The 19,272-nt window shown below is 58.4% G+C and carries 15 protein-coding genes and 2 tRNA genes; 3 read left to right on the top strand and 14 right to left on the bottom strand.

The annotated features are described in order from the left end of the window. Positions 1 to 55 precede the first annotated feature (55 nt). The 5 genes from AU182_RS08565 to AU182_RS08545 all read right to left on the bottom strand — a co-directional run bounded on the left by AU182_RS08565 (position 56) and on the right by AU182_RS08545 (position 5,833). Complete coding sequence (locus AU182_RS08565) at positions 56 to 1,693, bottom strand: AMP-binding protein (RefSeq protein ID WP_066963697.1); 1,638 nt, start codon at positions 1,691 to 1,693, stop codon at positions 56 to 58. Positions 1,694 to 2,013: 320 nt separating this feature from the next. After that, a complete protein-coding gene (locus AU182_RS08560; protein WP_066963694.1) occupies positions 2,014 to 2,343 on the bottom strand; it encodes an SCP2 sterol-binding domain-containing protein in 330 nt (109 codons plus the stop codon). Between the two features lie 104 nt (positions 2,344 to 2,447). Continuing rightward, the gene (locus AU182_RS08555) at positions 2,448 to 4,241 is read right to left on the bottom strand and encodes an acyl-CoA dehydrogenase C-terminal domain-containing protein (protein ID WP_066963691.1); all 1,794 of its coding nucleotides are present in this window, start codon (positions 4,239 to 4,241) and stop codon (positions 2,448 to 2,450) included. Positions 4,242 to 4,528: 287 nt separating this feature from the next. Further along, the gene (locus AU182_RS08550; RefSeq protein ID WP_066963689.1) at positions 4,529 to 5,593 is read right to left on the bottom strand and encodes an AraC family transcriptional regulator; all 1,065 of its coding nucleotides are present in this window, start codon (positions 5,591 to 5,593) and stop codon (positions 4,529 to 4,531) included. Between the two features lie 33 nt (positions 5,594 to 5,626). Next, entirely contained in the window at positions 5,627 to 5,833 is a 207-nt protein-coding gene (locus AU182_RS08545) for a hypothetical protein (protein WP_066963686.1), read from the bottom strand. Between the two features lie 236 nt (positions 5,834 to 6,069). On the opposite strand from AU182_RS08545, the gene AU182_RS16860 reads away from it, so the two are divergent. Continuing rightward, the gene (locus AU182_RS16860; protein WP_255359341.1) at positions 6,070 to 6,192 is read left to right on the top strand and encodes a hypothetical protein; all 123 of its coding nucleotides are present in this window, start codon (positions 6,070 to 6,072) and stop codon (positions 6,190 to 6,192) included. Positions 6,193 to 6,226: 34 nt separating this feature from the next. On the opposite strand, the gene AU182_RS08540 is transcribed toward AU182_RS16860, so the two are convergent. The 7 genes from AU182_RS08540 to AU182_RS08510 all read right to left on the bottom strand — a co-directional run bounded on the left by AU182_RS08540 (position 6,227) and on the right by AU182_RS08510 (position 17,640). Beyond that, complete coding sequence (locus tag AU182_RS08540) at positions 6,227 to 7,672, bottom strand: aspartate ammonia-lyase (RefSeq protein ID WP_082859314.1); 1,446 nt, start codon at positions 7,670 to 7,672, stop codon at positions 6,227 to 6,229. Positions 7,673 to 7,786: 114 nt separating this feature from the next. Next, the gene (locus AU182_RS08535) at positions 7,787 to 8,221 is read right to left on the bottom strand and encodes a hypothetical protein (RefSeq protein WP_066963682.1); all 435 of its coding nucleotides are present in this window, start codon (positions 8,219 to 8,221) and stop codon (positions 7,787 to 7,789) included. Between the two features lie 233 nt (positions 8,222 to 8,454). Beyond that, the gene (ligA, locus tag AU182_RS08530) at positions 8,455 to 10,491 is read right to left on the bottom strand and encodes an NAD-dependent DNA ligase LigA (protein WP_066963679.1); all 2,037 of its coding nucleotides are present in this window, start codon (positions 10,489 to 10,491) and stop codon (positions 8,455 to 8,457) included. Positions 10,492 to 10,579: 88 nt separating this feature from the next. Beyond that, positions 10,580 to 12,010, bottom strand: a complete 1,431-nt coding sequence (gene zipA / locus AU182_RS08525) for a cell division protein ZipA (RefSeq protein ID WP_066963676.1) — start codon at positions 12,008 to 12,010, stop codon at positions 10,580 to 10,582. A gap of 105 nt (positions 12,011 to 12,115) precedes the next feature. After that, on the bottom strand, positions 12,116 to 15,619 hold the full coding sequence (smc, locus tag AU182_RS08520) for a chromosome segregation protein SMC (RefSeq protein WP_066963674.1): 3,504 nt from the start codon (positions 15,617 to 15,619) through the stop codon (positions 12,116 to 12,118). A gap of 226 nt (positions 15,620 to 15,845) precedes the next feature. Then, complete coding sequence (ccmI, locus tag AU182_RS08515) at positions 15,846 to 17,117, bottom strand: c-type cytochrome biogenesis protein CcmI (RefSeq protein ID WP_066963671.1); 1,272 nt, start codon at positions 17,115 to 17,117, stop codon at positions 15,846 to 15,848. Then, positions 17,110 to 17,640: a cytochrome c-type biogenesis protein gene (locus AU182_RS08510; RefSeq protein WP_227718192.1), complete on the bottom strand. Its 531-nt coding sequence runs from the start codon at positions 17,638 to 17,640 to the stop codon at positions 17,110 to 17,112. The genes ccmI and AU182_RS08510 overlap by 8 nt, the downstream gene beginning before the upstream one ends. 176 nt (positions 17,641 to 17,816) lie before the next feature. On the opposite strand from AU182_RS08510, the gene AU182_RS08505 reads away from it, so the two are divergent. Beyond that, positions 17,817 to 17,892 (top strand) — tRNA-Val (locus AU182_RS08505). A gap of 49 nt (positions 17,893 to 17,941) precedes the next feature. Continuing rightward, positions 17,942 to 18,018 (top strand) — tRNA-Asp (locus AU182_RS08500). Positions 18,019 to 18,103: 85 nt separating this feature from the next. On the opposite strand, the gene AU182_RS08495 is transcribed toward AU182_RS08500, so the two are convergent. Both AU182_RS08495 and AU182_RS08490 read right to left on the bottom strand, forming a co-directional pair. Then, on the bottom strand, positions 18,104 to 18,721 hold the full coding sequence (locus tag AU182_RS08495) for a YigZ family protein (protein WP_082859313.1): 618 nt from the start codon (positions 18,719 to 18,721) through the stop codon (positions 18,104 to 18,106). Continuing rightward, entirely contained in the window at positions 18,672 to 19,253 is a 582-nt protein-coding gene (locus AU182_RS08490) for a DsbE family thiol:disulfide interchange protein (protein WP_066963668.1), read from the bottom strand. Before AU182_RS08490 ends, AU182_RS08495 begins: the two co-directional genes overlap by 50 nt. Positions 19,254 to 19,272: the final 19 nt, after the last annotated feature.

Genomic DNA, 19,272 nt, shown 5'->3' with positions numbered 1-19,272 from the left:
AGCAGCGGGTTTTTTTACACCCAATTACTCGAATCAGGTGGAGAGCGGTGCCGCCTCAGGCAGCGGTCGCCTCTTCACTTTTTTTTAACTCTTCATCGCGCAGTTCACGACGCAGAATCTTGCCCACGTTGGTCTTGGGTAGATCTTCGCGGAACTCGATATTCCTCGGGACCTTGTACGCGGTCATATTTTCACGGCAGTAGGCGATGACTTCGTCCTCGGTCAGCGATTCATCGGTCTTCACTACAAACAGTTTTACCGCCTCACCACTGCGCTCATCCGGAATACCAACGGCGGCGGCTTCGGCAACCTTGGGATGCGCGGCAACAATATCTTCAATTTCGTTGGGGTACACATTGAAGCCTGACACGATGATCATGTCCTTCTTGCGGTCGACAATTTTGATATACCCGTCATCCTGGATCACCGCCATATCACCGGTTTTCAGCCAGCCCTCGGAGTCGATAGTCTCCTGTGTCGCTTCCGGGCGCTCCCAGTAACCCTTCATTACCTGTGGGCCGCGCACACAGAGCTCTCCCGGGGTATTGTTGGGCAGGTCATTGCCGTTCTCGTCAATCACCTTCACCTCGGTCTCAGGTACCGCCACACCCACAGTGCCAAGCTGCACGGCATCCGCCGGGTTGAACGACACTACCGGCGAGGTCTCGGTCATGCCGTAACCTTCGGTCACGACGCAACCGGTCATTTTTTCCCACCGCTCTGCGGTCGCACGTGTCAATGCCATACCGCCTGAACAGGTGGTATGTAGCTTGCTGAAATCCAGGTCGGCAAAATCGGGGAAGCGCATCAGGCCGTTAAACAGGGTATTCAGGCCGCAGAAACCGGTGAATCGCTTGCCCTTCAGGGTTTTGACAAAACCCGGAATATCCCGCGGATTCGGAATCAGCAAAGAGTGGTTGCCGGTGGTGAACAGGCACATACAGTGGATGGTGAACGCGTAAATGTGGTACAGCGGCAGCGGCGCCACATAGTACTCTTCACCTTCCTTCATGGAGTCACCAAGCGCTTCGCGCACCTGCTCCATATTGGCAACCAGGTTGCGGTTGGTCAGCATGGCGCCCTTGGCGACACCCGTGGTACCACCGGTGTACTGCAACACCGCAATGTCGTCTGGGGTGCGCTGCACGTCCTGATGCTGCTGCCCTGCTCCGGCAGACATGGCATCACGAAAGTTAACGCGGTTGGAGAAGCTGAACTCTGGCACCATCTTCTTGACGTACTTGGCGACACTGTTGATCAGAACGCGCTTGAGCGGCGGGTGCAGATCGGCAATCTCCGACACAATCACCTGCTCTACGCCCGTTTCCGGGATGACTTCAGAGGCCACGTCGGCAATGTTCGCCAGCACCACCAGCGCTTTGGCACCGGAATCGTTCAGCTGGTGCTTCAGCTCGCGCTTGGTGTACAGGGGATTGGTATTGACCACCGTAAGGCCCGCACGCAGGGCACCGAACACAACAACCGGGTACTGCAACACGTTCGGCAGTTGCACCGCAATACGATCACCCGGCTTGAGGTTTGTCTTGTGTTGCAGATAGGAGGCGAAGTTGGCACTGAGCCGATCGATATCACCGATGCTCAAAGTATGCCCAAGGCAGGTAAAGGCCGGTCGATCGGCGTATTTGGCCGTAGCGGTGGAAAACACGTCAAGAATGCTGCGTTCGATGTCCAACTTATTTCTCCCAATATGTTGTTTTTGTGGTGCTATCCGCCTGGTACGGTGCGCGCCTTTCCCGGGATTATCAATCAGGTTTCAGGCCGAAGATACCATGACATGCGCATTAATCGCCGCGGGGAACCGGCTGTGCTCAGCGTCTTTGTGGTACCCAAGTCCCTATATAGACGAAATCTTCAGGACAAGCCCCATTCGGGCAGATAATTATTGTAAGTTTTGATAGTTATTCGGTGAATGTTGTCAGGAGGATGCAATGCGCGCCGCGATCTCCGGACATCGCAAGGCTCCACCTCCGGGGTCTTGCGCGGTCCTCTCAGTTACGACCGCGCGGAAAAAAGATCCGCCAGTGCCGCCGCCAGCTCCCGGTTGCCGGTGTAGCGGATATCCCCCAGCAGAAACGCGTGGCGCGCGCTTAGCTGGCCATGGGTAATGTCTTTCAACGTGTGATACGACATTTCCAGTTCCAGGTCGGCATCCGCAATCAGACCTGATACCTGCTCAGCGGCAATCGCATCCACAGCTTCGCTGCCTTTCTGTACCTGCAGGTAAAAATCACTGCCGTCTGGCAATCGAAACTGTACCCGAGCGGTATTGGGCAAACAAGTCAGCTGCTGCAGCCGCTCAATGATGTGCACGGGTAATTGCATCGGAGCTCCAGATAAAACACGCCCCGCTTTTGCCGCCGTTGGCAAAAGCCAGATCCAAAAACACCGCCGATGTCTCCAGCGGCGGTGTTTTACTCACATCAAGCTCAGAAGGCGAAGTGTTCCGCGTCCAGGCTCATCAGGTTATCCGCGCCAGTCTGCATGGCGGCCGCGTGGGTAGCGGTGCGCGGCAGAATTCGGTCAAAGAAGAACCGAGCGGTCGCGAGCTTGGAGCGGTAGAAATCTTCCTCCGCTGTACCCGCTGCGATCTGCGCATTGGCCACCTTGGCCGACAGCGCCCACAGATAGGCTTGCACCGCGTAGCCGGAGTACATCAGGTAATCCACCGATGCAGCACCCACTTCGTCCGGATTCTCCATGGCTTTCACGCCGATATTCATGGTCAGCTCGCCCCACTCCTTGTTGATCTCCTGAAGTTTGGAGACGTAAGGCGCGAGCGCTTCGTTGTCCACTTCGGCCTGGCAGAACTTGTGCACGATCTTGGTGAACTTACGCAGCAACTCACCCTGACTCATCAGTACCTTGCGGCCCAACAGGTCCAGAGCCTGAATACCGGTGGTACCCTCGTAGATCGTGGCGATACGCGCGTCACGTACGTTCTGCTCCATGCCCCATTCGGCGATGTAGCCGTGACCACCGAAACACTGCAGGCCGAGGTTAGCCGACTCATAGCCGGTTTCGGTCAGGAATGCCTTGGCGATGGGCGTCAGGAATGCCAGCAGGTCGTCCGCGTCTTTGCGCTCTTCTTCCGAGCCGCTCTGAGAGCGATCCACCTGCTGTGCACACAACAGAACCAGCATGCGGCCGCCCTCGGCGAATGCCTTTTGCGTCATCAGCATGCGGCGTACATCGGGATGCACGATGATCGGGTCTGCTGCGCCTTGCGGGTTTTTCGGGCCGCTCAGGGAGCGCATCTGCAGACGATCTTTGGCATACGCCAGGGACTTCTGGAAGCCCGCTTCTGCGTGCGCCACGCCCTGCAGCGCGGTACCCAGACGCGCGGTATTCATAAAGGTGAACATGCAGTTCAGGCCCTTGTTCGGCGGACCAATCAGGAAACCCTTGGCACCATCGAAGTTCAGCACCGCGGTGGCGTTGCCGTGAATACCCATCTTGTGCTCCAGCGAGCCACAGGTCACACCGTTGCGCTCCCCCACCGATCCATCTTCGCTGGGCAGGAATTTCGGTACGATAAACAGGGATATACCCTTGGTACCCGCAGGGGCGTCAGGCAGGCGTGCCAGTACAATGTGTACGATATTTTCCGCCATGTCGTGCTCGCCGGCGGAAATGAAAATTTTGGTACCGCTAATGGAATAGGAGCCGTCGGTATTCGGTTCCGCCTTGGTGCGGAGAATGCCCAGGTCGGTACCACAGTGCGGTTCGGTGAGACACATGGTGCCGGTCCAGCTGCCTTCAACCAGCTTGGTCAGGTAAGTATCCTTCTGTGCGTCGGTACCATGGGCTTCCAGGGTGTTCATAGCGCCGTGGGAAAGCCCCGGGTACATGCCCCAGGACCAGTTGGCGGTACCCACCATTTCGCTCAGGATGGTGCCCAGCGACGGCGGCAGGCCCTGGCCACCATGTTCTTCCTTGTGCGGCAGAGACGGCCAGCCGGCCTCTACAAACTGCTGGTAAGCCTCTTTGAAGCCTTCCGGTGTTTTGACTTCGCCGTCAACCCAGGTACAGCCCTGCTGGTCACCGATCTGGTTCAGAGGCGCCAACACGTTTTCACAGAACTTGGCACCCTCTTCCAGAATGGCGTCCACTACGTCCGGGCTCGCATCCTCGTAGCCAAGCGTCGCATAGTGCTGATCCCAGCCAAACAGCTCACGCATTGCAAATCGCATGTCACGCAGCGGAATCTTGATCTCGCTCATCCTGTGTACCCTCTTTCGATATTTGTCGTCGGTGGACCGGGCATGTCATCCCGGGAGCCACAGTGGCTAGGGCAAAATCCAGCGCCTCAGCTTGTGACTCAACTTTTGGTTTTATTCATAGTAGTTCCAAATTGGCAAAACTCACTATGGCGAAAAGTGTCCAAAGCACTAACAAAATACGGCGGGCAAACAGGGGGAAAGGGCTGACGGGGCAGTCAAATATTCACAGCGCCAAGCGGCGCAATCGATGGCGGCGAACCCGTGAAAAATGACGCCACCGGGCGACATCAAAGACCGGCGGCAGTAGCGCGCGGACTTTTGCGATACTCCCCGGGGGTTACCCCAGTCCACTTTTTGAAGGCGCGGAAAAAAGCGCTGGCCTCGTCAAAACCGAGCATTTCCGCGATCTGGGTGTTCGACAGGTCCGGACAACTGAGATAGTGGAATGCCGCTTCCATCCGACATTCGTCTTTCAGTTTTTGGTAGGAGGTATTTTCCTGCTGCAGCTTACGGCGCAGGGTGGTCACCGACATGTTCAGGCGCTCGGCCACGGCTTCCGCGGCCGGCATCGACTCGCTCACGTCGCGATTGAGAATGGTCTTGACCTTGGTCTTGATACTGCTGGCACTGCCGTCACTGATCACCAGGTGATAGGGCGCCGTGCGAATGAAATCTTCCACGGTCTGCGGACTCTGGACGATGGGGTAATCCAGGTAGCGGCTCTCGTATTCCAGAGCATTGGCCGGCTGGTCAAATAGCAGTTCACCCGCCTCACTCTGCGCCAGCGACAGAAATTCTTCCGGACAGGGAAACGAAAAGTGCAACTTGGCCAGCGGAATCTCACGCCCCACCAGCCAGCAATAGAAGCGATGCCAGACCGCCAGGGTGGTGCGAATCACTCCCGGTGTGGTTTCCGCGATCAGCTGCTCAAACTCTCCCGGCGCCAGAGAGCTGATTCCCTCAATCACCACCCGATCCCTGTCACCCTCCGGGTGCAGTACGGGTTTGACACGGAAGCCGCGGCAGATTTCATTAAACTCCGCGCTGAGAGTGATGGCCTGACGCACCGTCGCGCAGTTGACCACCGTCAGGCACAACAGCCGGAAAGAGCCGGAGCGTACCCGCCCACCACTCAACATGCCAAACCACTCATCCTGGGCAAGCCACATCACACGCTGGTAGAGGCGACCGTACTTCACCGCCGAGAACGCGGCCGTATCTTCCAGATCGTTTTCGGAAATCCCTACCGAAGAGAGCAGTTCGTCGCGGTCACAACCGTGGTTGGCGGCCTCATCCAGCAGTCGCTGCACATAGGCAATGGGTATACGGATATCGTCGTTGGAATTGTCCATTCTGGGGCTGGCAGTCCGATCCGTTGAAATCACTTATTTATTGCGACGATTGCGCAACCAGTTCAGCAGCGCACCAAACCCGAAGGCCACGGCCACGATCACCACCAGAAAAACCAGCAGCAACACCAGATAGCTGAGCAGATCGGCAACCGGAAGATCCCAGCTCCAGATGGCCGCAGCGATAAATGCGATGCAGGCCAGCACACTGGTAACAAATGAGCGGCGGCGTTTTGAGGCCATAACAGACACACTTTGACTGGAAAATGGATGATTGGTCGGCGCAGCTGGACAACACTATCCTTATCAATATAGAGACTCACCTGCACTCGCGGCCACTCGAAAGACCTTGTGTACACAGGCGAGGACCTTAAGGTCGGGCGCCATACACGGCGCAGAATCGTGCAGCATCCACCGCACGCTGTCAACGAAACCGCGGTGCGAACCCGCTGATCGTCTGCCAACAAGGAGGACAGGTCATGCAAAAACGTCTGCTTTACCGTCGCGAAGACAGGGCCATTCTACGCAAGCTCGCCATCTGGGTGGAATGTATGATGCTGTTTGTCGGCAGTATCCTGCTGGGCATTCTGCTGTTTGGCTGATCCCGGTCAACGATTGCAACCCACCGGCCGACCGCTAACCACCCACAATTCCTCCCCGGCTCAGTCGCGCAGGGTCGAGCAACTGCTCCAGCTCGCTCTTCGACAGGTCCGTCATCTCCACCGCCACCTCAAGCACAGGCCGCCCACTGGTGTAGGCGGCTTTGGCAATCTCTGCCGCCTTGCCATAACCAATGACCGGATTCAGCGCAGTCACCAGAATGGGGTTTCTCGCCAGCGCTTGCTGTATGCGATCTTCATTGACACTGAATCCGGCAATGGCCTTATCCGCCAATAATCGGGTGCTGCTCGCCAGGGTCCGAATGCTTTCCAGCAGGGAAAAAGCGATAACCGGCAGCATCACGTTCAGCTGAAAATTTCCACTTTGCCCCGCTACGGTAATGGTGGTGTCGTTACCCATCACCTTCGCCGCCACCATGGCAATGGACTCCGCAATCACCGGATTGACCTTGCCGGGCATAATACTGCTGCCTGGCTGCAGTGCGGGCAATGCTATCTCACCGAAACCGGCGAGTGGGCCGCTGTTCATCCAGCGCAAATCATTGGCAATCTTCATCAGTGCGACAGCAAGGGTTTTCAGTTGTCCGGAAACCTCAACCGCCGTGTCCTGACAGGCGATGGCAGTGAACAGATTTTCTGCCGGGCGCAATGAGACACCGCATTCACTACTCAACCGGCGGGCAAACACTTCAGCAAACTCCGGGTGAGCATTGAGCCCACTGCCCACCGCGGTGCCCCCCTGTGCCAGCTGTTCAAGGCGCGGTAACGCGGCTTCAATGCGCTCCTTGCACAAACGAATCTGGGCCGCCCAAGCATGCAGCTCCTGCGACAGGGTAATCGGCACCGCATCCATCAGGTGAGTACGCCCGGTTTTAACAACCCCATCTAACGACTTCGCCTTTTCCTGGACCACATCAATAAAGTGCACCAGTGCCGGCAACAGTTTATTTTGCAGCGCCAGCAGGGCAGACAGGTGTATGGCCGTGGGAATTACGTCGTTGCTACTCTGGGACATATTGACGTGGTCGTTGGCCCCGACATTCAAACCGCTCTGCGCACAGGCGATATGGGCGAGCACCTCATTCACATTCATATTGGTGCTGGTGCCGGAGCCTGTCTGAAACACATCCACGGGAAACTGCTTGGCATAATCGGAAGCGTTGAGTCCGTCGCATGCCTGGACAATCGCCTCAGCCAGCGCTTCGTCGAGCAGGCCAAGGTACTGGTTCGACTCCGCAGCGGCTTTTTTAATCGCGACGACCGCTCGCAAAAACTCGACCGGCAACGTGTACCCACTTACTGGAAAATTATCGACCGCGCGCTGCGTCTGTGCGCCGAAATGCGCCCACTTGGGCACTGGCACTTGACCCAAGCTGTCTTTTTCGATGCGGAAATTTTGTGGTTCTTTAGATGGGCCCTCAGAGGGGCCTTCAGACGGGTTTTCAGGCAGGCTGTCGGACATGGGGCACCCCCGGTCGATCGGTAGACTGAATGGAAGGAACAGCGCTGTTCAGTATGGCCGGCCAGAATACACTCAACAGGACAGTGTCACAGGATAGTGTGCGAAACGTGCGCGTCACATGCTGACGCGGCCTTCCTGGGTCCACTCACAGCGCACCTGCATGTCGCCACAGCCCGGCTCGTGATAGAGACCGGCAGCCTCCCAGGTAAACGAATGGGTACCCGATAGCTCGGTTTCAAGATGCACCGTTGCCGACACCCAGTACATGCTTTGCAGAAGTTCTTCGAATTTCTGGATCCAGTGATTCCACTCGTATTCCACGGCGCGGTATGAGGCACCAAAATGGATCACATCGGTCTGGTATTGCGACTGCTTCATCTTGATGGTGGGGACGGCAAACATATCGCGGCAAAGAAACGGCCACTCGTCCGCACTGGGCAGAGCCAGCACGGCTTCCCGATTAACCCGACGGCGGTCACTGCCGCCGGAAAGGCTGTTACTGTCTTTGATACAGCCGTAAACAATGGATTCCTGATCGCCCTGAATCACTCTGCGCTAACCCCTACGCCGCCACCGCAACACAGTCCGGTTGCCAGCTAGCCAATTCAAAAAACTAATTCAGTCAACTGTAACGGCGCAGCAATCAGAATTCTACAGCGGGCGAGCGACAAATTCGTAATCCGATCGCATTTTCGGTATCAGCGGAACGCCAATGCCACGCGGGTCGATTCCCAGTGTCTATCCACCCAACACTTTGTGCAGAAAACAGGCGGCCGGGAAGATTAGATTTCAATGCCCTGACCGCGCAACATTTCCATAAGCCCATCCTCATCCAGCACGGGCAAATTGAGCTCCCGGGCCTTGTTCAGTTTTGAACCGGCGCCGGGTCCGGCAACCACAGTGTGTGTGTTCGCCGAAACACTGCCGGCCACTTTCGCGCCCAGGCGCTGCAAGTAGTCCTTGGCCTCACTGCGCGAGAGAGTCTCGAGCTTGCCCGTAAGCACCCAGGTCTGGCCCGCAAGAGGCTGCGAACCGGCTTCCTGGACCACCGCCTCCCAGTGCACGCCGGCCTGCTGCAAGGCTTCAATTTCTTCCAGGTTGTGCGGTTGCTGGAAAAATTCCGCTACGTAATGCGCAACCACTGGCCCCACATCTTCCACCTGCTGAAGGGCCTCTTCGTTCGCTTGCATCAGTGGCGCCAGGTCGCCGAAATGTCGCGCCAGATTGCGTGCGGTGGCCTCCCCTACTTCGCGAATTCCCAGTGCGTAGAGAAATTTGGGCAGCGTAGTGTTTTTACTCTTTTCCAGCGCATCGAGCAGGTTCTGTGCAGATTTTTCACCCATCCTCTCCAGCGCGACCAACGGCGCCAATGACAGGTGATAGAGGCCCGAGACGGAATTCAGCAATCCCTCATCCACCAGCTGCTCGACAATTTTGTCCCCCAGGCCGTCTACATCCATCGCCTTGCGCGACGCGAAGTGTTTGATGGCCTGCTTGCGCTGTGCGCTGCAAATAAGGCCACCGCTACAGCGCGCCACCGCTTCACCCGGCGTTGCTTCAACCGGCGACTCACACACCGGGCAGTGCGTCGGAAACTCGATCGCACGGGCGCTCTCCGGTCGGCGACTCTCCACCACCGAAACCACTTGCGGGATCACATCACCGGCACGCCGGATCACCACCGTGTCACCGATCTTAACGCCGAGGCGCGCGATCTCATCGCGATTGTGCAGCGTCGCGTTGGATACCGTCACACCGCCAACAAACACCGGTTCCAGCCTTGCTACCGGCGTCACAGCGCCGGTGCGCCCCACCTGGAACTCCACATCCAGCAGGCGGGTCATTTCCTCCTGCGCGGGAAATTTATACGCAGTCGCCCAGCGCGGTGCCCGCGCCACAAAACCCAAGCGCTTTTGCAGGGGAATACTGTTGACCTTGAACACAATGCCGTCAATGTCGTAGGGCAATTGCGCACGCTTCTCGCCAAGCTTGCGGTAATAGTCGAGGCACTCCCCAATGTTTTCCGCCACGGCCATTTCACTGTTTATGCGGAACCCCCATCGGTTTAGTTGCTCAAGTACCGCCGTGTGGCGATCTGGCAAATTGCCACCCTCGACAATCCCCACACTGTATACACACAGCTCCAGTGGGCGCTGCGCCGTAATCCTGGAATCGAGCTGCCGCAAACTACCCGCTGCGGCATTGCGTGGATTCACGAACCCTTTTTCGCCCGCTTCTCGGGCCTTTGCATTTAAAGCATCAAAGCCCGCCTTGGGCATATAGATTTCGCCGCGCACCTCGAGTACCGGTGGCACGTCATCCGCAAGCAACTTCAACGGCACCGAGTAAATAGTACGTACGTTCTGGGTGATATCCTCACCGACACTGCCGTCACCACGTGTCGCCGCGCGCTCAAGAATCCCGTTGCGGTATAACAGGCTTACCGCAATACCATCCAGCTTGGGTTCGCAGGCGTACTCAACCGGAGCGCTACTATTCAGACGGTCGCGGATACGGCGGTCGAAATCCTCCATTTCCTCATCACTGAACGCATTGTCCAGTGACAACATAGGCATCTCGTGGCGAATCTGGGTAAACGCCGCCAGTGGCTGGGCCCCGACGCGCTGCGTGGGTGAATCCGGGGTGATCAGCGCGGGAAAATCGCTCTCCAGCGCCTGCAGCTCTCGCAAACAGCGGTCGTATTCCGCATCGGGGAGTTCTGGCGTATCGAGCACATAGTATTCATAGTTGGCGCGATTGAGGATTTCGTGCAGCTGTTGAGCACGCTGCTGCTTTTCCTGGGGAATATTTTTTGTCATTTTCTATTCGCAAAAACAGGGAATTCTTGCCGGTGGGGAGCCAGGCCCAGCGCCGGGCGCCAGAGCCTGGGTTTCGGCTTGGGCAGGCTCAGGCCTGTGCGCGGGCCAGCGCCTTGCGCCGCTGAAATTCCATCACGCGCTGGCGATAGTGTTCCGCGGTCTGGGCGGTAAACACGCTGCGATTTTCGTCTTTCAGTTCACCGCCCAGCTGCTCCGCGATGTAACGCGCGGTCGTGAGCAGCGTGTCGAGAGCTTTCAGAGCCTCCACTTCCGCGGGTAGCGCCAGGAACAGGCTGATTCCCGGGGTGGTGAACTCCTCCATCTCGGACATGTCGAAAGTACCCGGCACGACGACATTGGCCAGGCTAAATAGCACAGGGCCCTCGCCCGCCTCGCCACAGTGGTAATGGAAAATGTTCATTTCACCAAATCGCAAACCACTGGACAGCAGCACCCGCAACAAATCATTTCCCTCAAAGCAGTCACCTGCGGGAGCCATGATGTTCAAAATCAGGACTTCTTCCACATCGCGGTCCTTGCGGCTTGCGCCTCGGGTAGTCGCTCTGTCAGTGCTGCCTGCGACAGCGTCCACTGGCTTTGCCGCGCGCGCTTCGCGAGACGGGGCAACCGCTTTTTTAAGATCGGGGAATTTCAGCTCGGGGAGCTTGAGATCTGGTGCCGACCAGCCGGTAGAGGCGGTGGTGCCTTGCTCGGCAGGCGCTGTTTCACTGCCGGAATAGTCGTCCTTTTCCGGCATGGCTTGCAGAGACTCTAGGCTCACGGTTTCGTCCAGGGAGGGCTCCCGACGGTCCGTGACAACAAGCTCCTCGGACAACGGCATCTCCGGGTCTGTCGCCTCCACCACAGGTTCGTCAGCAGCTGCTTCAGCACTGAGGTGCTCGCGAGGCTGCTCCACACCCCCCTCCAGACCGCGCTCCAGACCGCGCTCCAACGGCGCGTCGACAATGGAATCCATCAGCATCGGCACCTGCTCCTCCAAGTTGAGAGAAGCCTGTTCGGGCACGCCCGCACGCACTCCGGCATCCACCGTTGCAGACTCTTCCTCCCGGCGCTCGGGCTTACTGCCAGCCAACGGCTTGCGGGAGGACTGAAAGTTCTGCTGAACCTGACGGTTCACCTGCGTGGCGTCCTCGGGCTTGCGGCGCTGTACCACACGCACACTGCCGGGCAATTCTGCAGAAATCTGGCGTCGCTTTTCGGCCTCTTCCGGATCGATGTACTCGAGCTCGGAATCGGCGAGTTCCGTAGCGCCCCGAGTCTGGGACTTGCTGACGGTATGTGGCTCAGCCGACGGAGAGCCGGTGCCCGGCGGGGTATGCGAGGCGCGCGGGGCGGAGAGAATATCCTCGTCGCGGCCGTCCAGGTCCCGACGCATGGATCGGGTCAGATTGCGGGAAACTTTTACCGTATCGCGGTGCTTGAGGTAGGCACGGCGCGCACCATCCACCACCACCGCGAGCAGAATCAGCGCCAGCAAATTGATCAGCCAGTTATCCATTGTTGCTTCCCTCTCCCTAAGCCGACATCCGACGAATCTGCAGGCCCAGATTCCACCTGTTGTAATCCACCGGGTCCACCCGCTTAAAACAACACTGCTTGCTCATTATGCGGACGCCAGCTCCGCCGCCTCTTCCACATCGACCGACACCAGGCGAGAGACGCCCGGCTCGTGCATGGTTACACCCAGCAACTGATCGGCCATTTCCATGGCGATCTTGTTGTGGGTAATGTAGATGAACTGCACATGCGCGGACATTTCTTTCACCATGCGCGCATAGCGTCCGACGTTGGCGTCATCCAAGGGTGCATCCACCTCGTCCAGCATACAGAAAGGTGCGGGGTTGAGACGGAAGATCGAGAACACCAGAGCGATCGCCGTCAGTGCCTTTTCACCACCCGAAAGCAGATGAATGGTGCTGTTTCGCTTGCCGGGCGGCCGCGCCATGATCGCAATACCGGTATCCAGCAAATCGTCGCCGGTCAACTCCAGGTACGCATGGCCACCGCCAAACACTTTCGGAAACAGTTCCTGCAGCCCGCTATTGACCTGGTCAAAGGTCTCCTTGAAACGGGTGCGGGTTTCCTTGTCGATACGACGAATGGCGTTTTCCAGGGTCTCCAGGGCGTCGGTCAGATCCTCGTACTGGCGATCAAGATAGTTCTTGCGCTCCGATTCCTGCTTGTACTCGTCAATCGCCGCCAGGTTAATTGGCCCCAGACGGGAAATCCGTGCAGCCACCAGCTCAATATCCTGCTGCACTGCTTCGATGGTCAATTCTTCCGGGAGTTCCTCCAGCAGCGCCTCGACATCGTGATCAGTCTCGCGCAGCTGCTCTACCAGCCCATTGCGCTGGGTCTCCAGAGTTTGTGCCACCAGGCGCTGTTGCTCCAGCTGGGCGCGCACGCCCTGCAACGCGGACTCCGCCTTGTGGCGTTCCTGCTCCTGATTGCGCAGGCTGGATTCCACTTCTTCAAGTTTTTTGCGCGCGTCGCCCAGCTCATTTTCGACATCGATACGCTGAGCGAGCTTTTCTTCGAGTTCTGCCTGGAAGTCCTGCGACGGGTCCTGGGCCTCTTCCATCTGCAGTTTCAGTTGCTCGCGGCGCTCCTGCAAGCGCTCAACCTGCTCGCGCAGCACCTGCAGGGTACGCTCCAAGGACACTTTCTGGGTGCGCACCGATTGCTCGCGCATGGCCAGCTCGTGGGACCGGTCTTTGTCTTCACGGGCCCGCTGGCGTGCCGCATCCAACGCCTCACGCAGTTCTTCACGGCGCGCCAGAAGGGATTCGCGACGATCGGTATCATCACTCATCGCCTCGACGGCTTCCTGCAGTTCAATACGCGCTTCAGAGATGGCTTCAGACTCCATCTCTTTCTGTTCTTTGACTTCGCTGATTTCCGCTTCGATACGACGACGGCGCTCGTCCATCTGTTCCTGACGCGCGCGCTGGGCCGATAACTGGCTGCGCAAGTCACCGGTGCGACGGTTCAACTGTTCCGCATTATTACGGGATTGCTCGATGCCAGATTCCAACGCATCGGCGCGGCTGCGCAGCTGCTCCCGCTGCCCGGTGAGCTCTTCGATACGCCCTTCGCACTCTGCCAGGGAGACTTCCAGGCTTTCCAACTCTTGTTTGCGCGCAAGCACACCAGACTCGGCATCGGTCCCGCGGCTGACCCGCAGCCAGTTGGGGCCAACCCAGAGGCCATCGCGGGTAACGATGGATTCCCCTGCGCGCAACTGGGCGCGTTGCGTCAGAGCGGCGGTGAGATCTTCGGCGGTATAAATGCCATCGATCAGGCCAGTCAGGGAGCTGGGCCCTTCCACCACGGCGGACAGTTTCGGCAGGCTGCCATCCGCGCTTGCGTTGACGTGCTGGCCATCGACAAACACCGCCTGACCACCGTCGAGGCTGGCGAGGGATTCCTGCAGCGACTCGATCTGATCGATACATACCGCCTGCAGTTGGGCGCCGAGGACGGTTTCAACCGCGGTTTCCCAGCCGGATTGCGCACTGATCTGATCCGCCAGGCGCGGACGCTGGTGCAGCGCCTGCTGCTCCAGCCAGTTTGCCACCGACTTGCCCTGCCCCAGAGCCGCCTGCTGCAAGGCTTCCAGAGAGGCCTGCCGCCCACGGCTGGTCTGCAATTGCAGGCGCTCTTTGTCCAGCTCGGAGGCGATATCTGTTTCCTGACGGCGCAAGGCCGCCAGCTGTTCAACTTGCTCGGCAATGGATTCACGCAACTCCGCCAGCTGCATTTCCAGTTCTGCCAACTCTTCGTTCTGCTGTTCCAGCTCGCCGTCATCACCGGCGCCGGACAGACTCTCTAGTTCTGTTTGCAGCTTGCTGATGCGATCCTGCAGGCGCTGGGTGGAGGTTTCCAGGTGCTGGATCCGAGACTGCTGCACTTCGGCCTTCTGCCGGGAACCGGAGGCGCCCTGGTTGAACTGGTCCCACTCGTTCTGCCAGTCGCGCATCTGGTCTTCAGCGGTCAGCAGCATTTGCGCAGATTCTTCCTCCGCGGCCTGCACCATTTCCAGATCCGGCACGATGACCTCGAGCTCAGCATCAAACTCGACGGCCTTTTCCTGGTCCGCCGCCAGCAGGGACTGGGACTCGCTGTATTCCTGTTCGGTACGTGAGAAGTCGGTCTGTAACTGATTGTTGCGCTCGCGTGCGTGGGAAATGCTCTGCTCGAGACGCGCAATATCGGCGCCCACCGAGTAAAAACGGCCCTGTACCTCGTTAAACGCATCGGACAGATCGTGATACGCCACGCGCTGCTCTTCGATACCGGTATCGCAACTGACCTGACGAGTCACCAACTCTTCGACGGTCAGCTCCAGTTCGCCAATTTGCTGTTGCTTGGCCTTGGCCTGATCGTCCAGGTCTTTGTATTTGAGCGCCTGCAGGTGCGCCTTGTGGGTACGCTCTTCTTCCTTGAAGCGGCTGTACTTCTCTGCAGCCGCAGACTGCCGCTCCAAGCGGGACAGCTGGCGATCCAGCTCGTCGCGAATATCGGTCAATCGCTCCAGGTTTTCCTTGGTGCGGCGCATACGATTTTCCGTATCGCGGCGGCGCTCCTTGTACTTGGAGATGCCTGCGGCCTCTTCAATGAATACGCGCAGCTCTTCGGGCTTGGCCTCGATGAGCTTGGAGATCATGCCCTGCTCGATAATCGCATAGCTGCGCGGGCCGAGACCGGTCCCCAGGAACAAGTCCGTCACATCCCGGCGGCGACACTTCTCACCGTTCAGGTAGTAGTTGTTCTGCCCGTCACGGGTCACCTTGCGCTTTACGGAGATTTCGCTGAATGCCGCGTATTCACCGGTCAGTTTGCCGGCAGAATTGTCGAACACCAGTTCGATGGAGGCCTGCCCCACGGGCTTGCGGCCGCTGGAGCCATTAAAGATGACGTCAGTCATGGAGTCGCCGCGGAGGTTTTTCGCGGAGGATTCACCCATTACCCAGCGCACCGCGTCGATGGTATTGGACTTACCACAGCCGTTGGGGCCGACCACGGCGCTGAGGTTGGAGGGGAAGTAAACGGTGGTCGGATCGACAAAGGACTTGAATCCGGCCAGCTTGATGCACTTCAAACGCATGGTCTTGAAACTCGGTAATACCCGGCGTCCGTACGGTCACTTTTACCGCCGCCGAACGCTCTTCGTTGTCATCTCAGGGAGGACCAGACAGCCACGCTGCCGGATCGCCAGTTTGTTTTTGCAAACCGCCGATTGTACATGGCTGCGGGCGCGGTTTCAGCGCTATTTTTGACCGACTCCTCCCCATTGCGGGGAAAGAGCCGCGATACCTCTACACCCGTTTCGACTAGATTTTCTGGTCGATGGCGATGTGGACAGGCTTACCCCACTGGGCGCGGGACAAGGTTTTGACTTCGCCCTGCCAGTCTCCCGGCGCGGGGCGCGCATTGCCGCCTATGGCAAGCCGAGCCACCAGCTGCACCTCATTGACGGTACTGAGGCTGCGGCCGGGCATCATTGCGCGAGACTCATCCAGCACCACCTCTGCCGGCAGCTCTCCCGCTGTCAGGCGCACTATGGCCAGCGGCATCGGGCTATCTGCGGTACGTGCGTAGACAAATACCGGCGTATCCGGGGCGGGCTGAACGGATCCTGACAACGTGACCTGCACTGCGATACGGCTGGCCTCATCGGCAACATCGTCGCCATCGCCCTGCGACGGCACATCAGAGGGCACCTCTCCAGCCGCCAGTTGCTCGCCCGCGCCCCGCAATGCCTTTTCCGCACGCGCGACCCCTGCTGCCAGGGCCTGCGCCGCATTGGAGCCCGGCGTCAACTGGTCCAGAGCGCGCTGCCAGAACGCCCTGGCACCACCGTAATCCTTGCGATCGAACGCCGCAATACCGGCCAGACCCAGCGCCGTAGTGTTATTCGGCTGCACCTCAAGCACCTGGTTCACTTCACTTAACACGTCCGGAGTCATTTTTGAGCCGCCGGCAAAAAACAGCGCCTGCGCCAACTCCGCACGAACGTTCACCGCCTCGGGCTCATGGGCCACGATATAACGGTACTGCGCCACCGCGCCTTCAATGTCGTTGCTCACCAGCAGGCGTTGCGCAAGGGCATAGCGACTGGAGAGGTCTTGAGGATGGGTGCTCGCACGCTCGCGCAGCTGCTGGGTAATACGGGCTTCCACCACCATATCGGATTGCCCCGAATGACTGGCGGCGATATCCCGGTAAAGCGCCACGTCGTCATGCGCCCCCCAGGAGAAGTACAGGCCAACAGCCGCAAACGGCAGCGCAAACGCCAGCGCGAAAAGCAGTCCTCGGCCACCGCTGCGGGCTGCTGACACCCGATAAGCAGCGCCCTCTTCGGCCAGCAGCTTGCGCGCCAACTCATTCTTGAGCGACGCATACTGCGCCTCATCTACCGAACCACTTTCGAGGGCAGCCTCCAGCTCAGCCAGATGTTCCCGATAGAGCATGGCCTGCGTACTGTGATTTGCGCTTTCCACCGGTGGCCGTGCGCCCCGCGTTTGCGAGCGCAACAGGGGCCAGGCGATACATACAGCCAACGGCAACACAAGCAGCGCCAGCACCAACCACAGATCAATCATTGTTTTTACTTCCGCCCTGTTCGCCGTTATTCAGCAATTGCGCCAGACGCGCCTGCTCTTCCGCACTCAATTCTTCAGACTCGTCTGCCTGCGAGCGTCCGCGGCCGCTGCGCGAGCGCGCCACCACCACGATCAGCGTCAACAGGCCCAGTGCAGCAAACACACCAGGGGCAACCCACAGTGCCACGGTATTGCGCTGCAGCGGCGGGCGATACAACACGAAATCGCCATAGCGCGCCACCATGTATTCGCTGATCTCCTGATCGCTGAACCCTTCTTCCAGCAGCCGACGAATCTCCCGGCGCAAATCCGTGGCCACCATGGAATCGGAACCCGCGAGATTCTGGTTCTGACATTTTGGGCAGCGCATTTCCTCGATCAGCACCAGGTAGCGCGCCTGCAGCTCGGGAGTGGACAATGGCTCAACCTCCACCGATGCGCGCACCGCGGAAAATGGCATGGCCAAAATGACCAGCAAGGCCAGTACGGTAACGGGGTGTGTTGTGTCGATGTTCTTTAGCACTGACGTTCTCCGGCGGAAACTGCGCGGATTATAGCAGCGCAACCGCACTCCTACACGCCCCGTACCGCGCGGGCTTTGCAAGCCGAATCCGGGCTTAACTCATTGAATCACAAAAATTTTTTTAAAAAGCGTTGACGCCCCAAAAAATATCATTACTATACGCAGCTCCTGACGCGGGGTGGTTAGCTCAGTTGGTAGAGCGGCGCCCTTACAAGGCGTAGGTCACAGGTTCGACCCCTGTACCACCCACCACTATCCTTTCATCTGCTTGGCAGAGTTCTTAAAGGAAAGTCAGGAATGCGGACCGGTAGTTCAGTTGGTTAGAATGCCGGCCTGTCACGCCGGAGGTCGCGGGTTCGAGTCCCGTCCGGTCCGCCATATACAGAAAAGGCTCACACGAAAGTGTGGGCCTTTTTTGTTTGTCAAAATGTCATGCCGAACAAAGAACAAGCACGAGTAGAGACTAGGTCGGCGTGAGCGCCTCACACACAATATTTTCTGCCTGCAGCTGCGCCTGCAAACGAGGCCACTGATCCATCGGCAGCTCTATCGGCATAGCCACCTGCGTGGAGTATCGAGGCTCACCGCACACCCCTTTGGCCTGGGCGACCAGAAAGCGCACCCGCGATTCCTCCGCAAAATCGCAAGTCACCTGAATCGTTAACAGTGGAATAAAGGTCGTCAGCTCAACAGTCTGCAGCGTGGCACCAACCGCACCACGATAGGCGCGCATCAGACCGCCAACCCCCAGCTTGGTACCACCAAAATATCGCGTAACGATGGCGCCAACGTTGCCTACGCCCTGCTTCAGCAATAGTTCCAGCATCGGCCGGCCGGCACTGCCTCCCGGCTCGCCGTCGTCGTCGGACTGCATTATCTGGGGGTTGGATGGATTGCCGATCACCAGAGCCGTGCAATGGTGTGAAGCGTCGGGATAACGGGCACGGATAGCGGCCAGCTCCCGCAGGAATACAGTTTTTTCGGTTACCGGCCCGAGCCAGCAGATAAAGCGGCTCTTTTTCTCTTCCGTCTCAGCGACAACGGGCGAGCAGGGAATCTGATAGCTCACCGGAAAACTCATTCCATTGCTGGGTCTGGAGGCGCTCGTAGAGGGGTTGCAGCTTGGTCTGCCACACTTTGTCGTCCACCACACCCACATGCTTGCAGCGGATGGTTCCGCCCGCATCCACCAGGAAGGTCTCCGGTGCGCCAAACACCCCCAGATCCATCGCCAGGCGCCCTTCCACATCAGAAACGGAAAACAGGTAGGGGTTATGGAATTTTTCCAGCCACTTTTGCGCGGCCTCATTGTCATCTTTCAGGTTGACACCAACGATCGGCACCCCCTTCGCAGCAAGATCATTGAGGTACGGGTGCTCCACCCGACAGGCAATACACCAGGTGGCCCACACATTCAGCAGCAGCGGCTTTTTGGGCAGATCGGAATTTTTCCGCTCGCGGTTGGACTCCACATCCAATAACGCAAACTGTGGAACCGGCTTATTCACCAGTGCCGATGGCATGTCCTGCGGGTTCAACGACAAACCCCGCCAGAATAGCAGCGCTAGCGCGGCAAAAATAATAAGCGGAAGAAACAGTTTCAACCTGGCCATCGACAGAGGTGATCCTTTT

The sequence above is a fragment of the Microbulbifer sp. Q7 genome, assembly GCF_001639145.1.
Taxonomy (GTDB): domain Bacteria; phylum Pseudomonadota; class Gammaproteobacteria; order Pseudomonadales; family Cellvibrionaceae; genus Microbulbifer.
The sequence above is the reverse complement of the archived record's forward strand: the minus strand, read 5'-3'. Positions and strand labels throughout refer to the sequence as shown.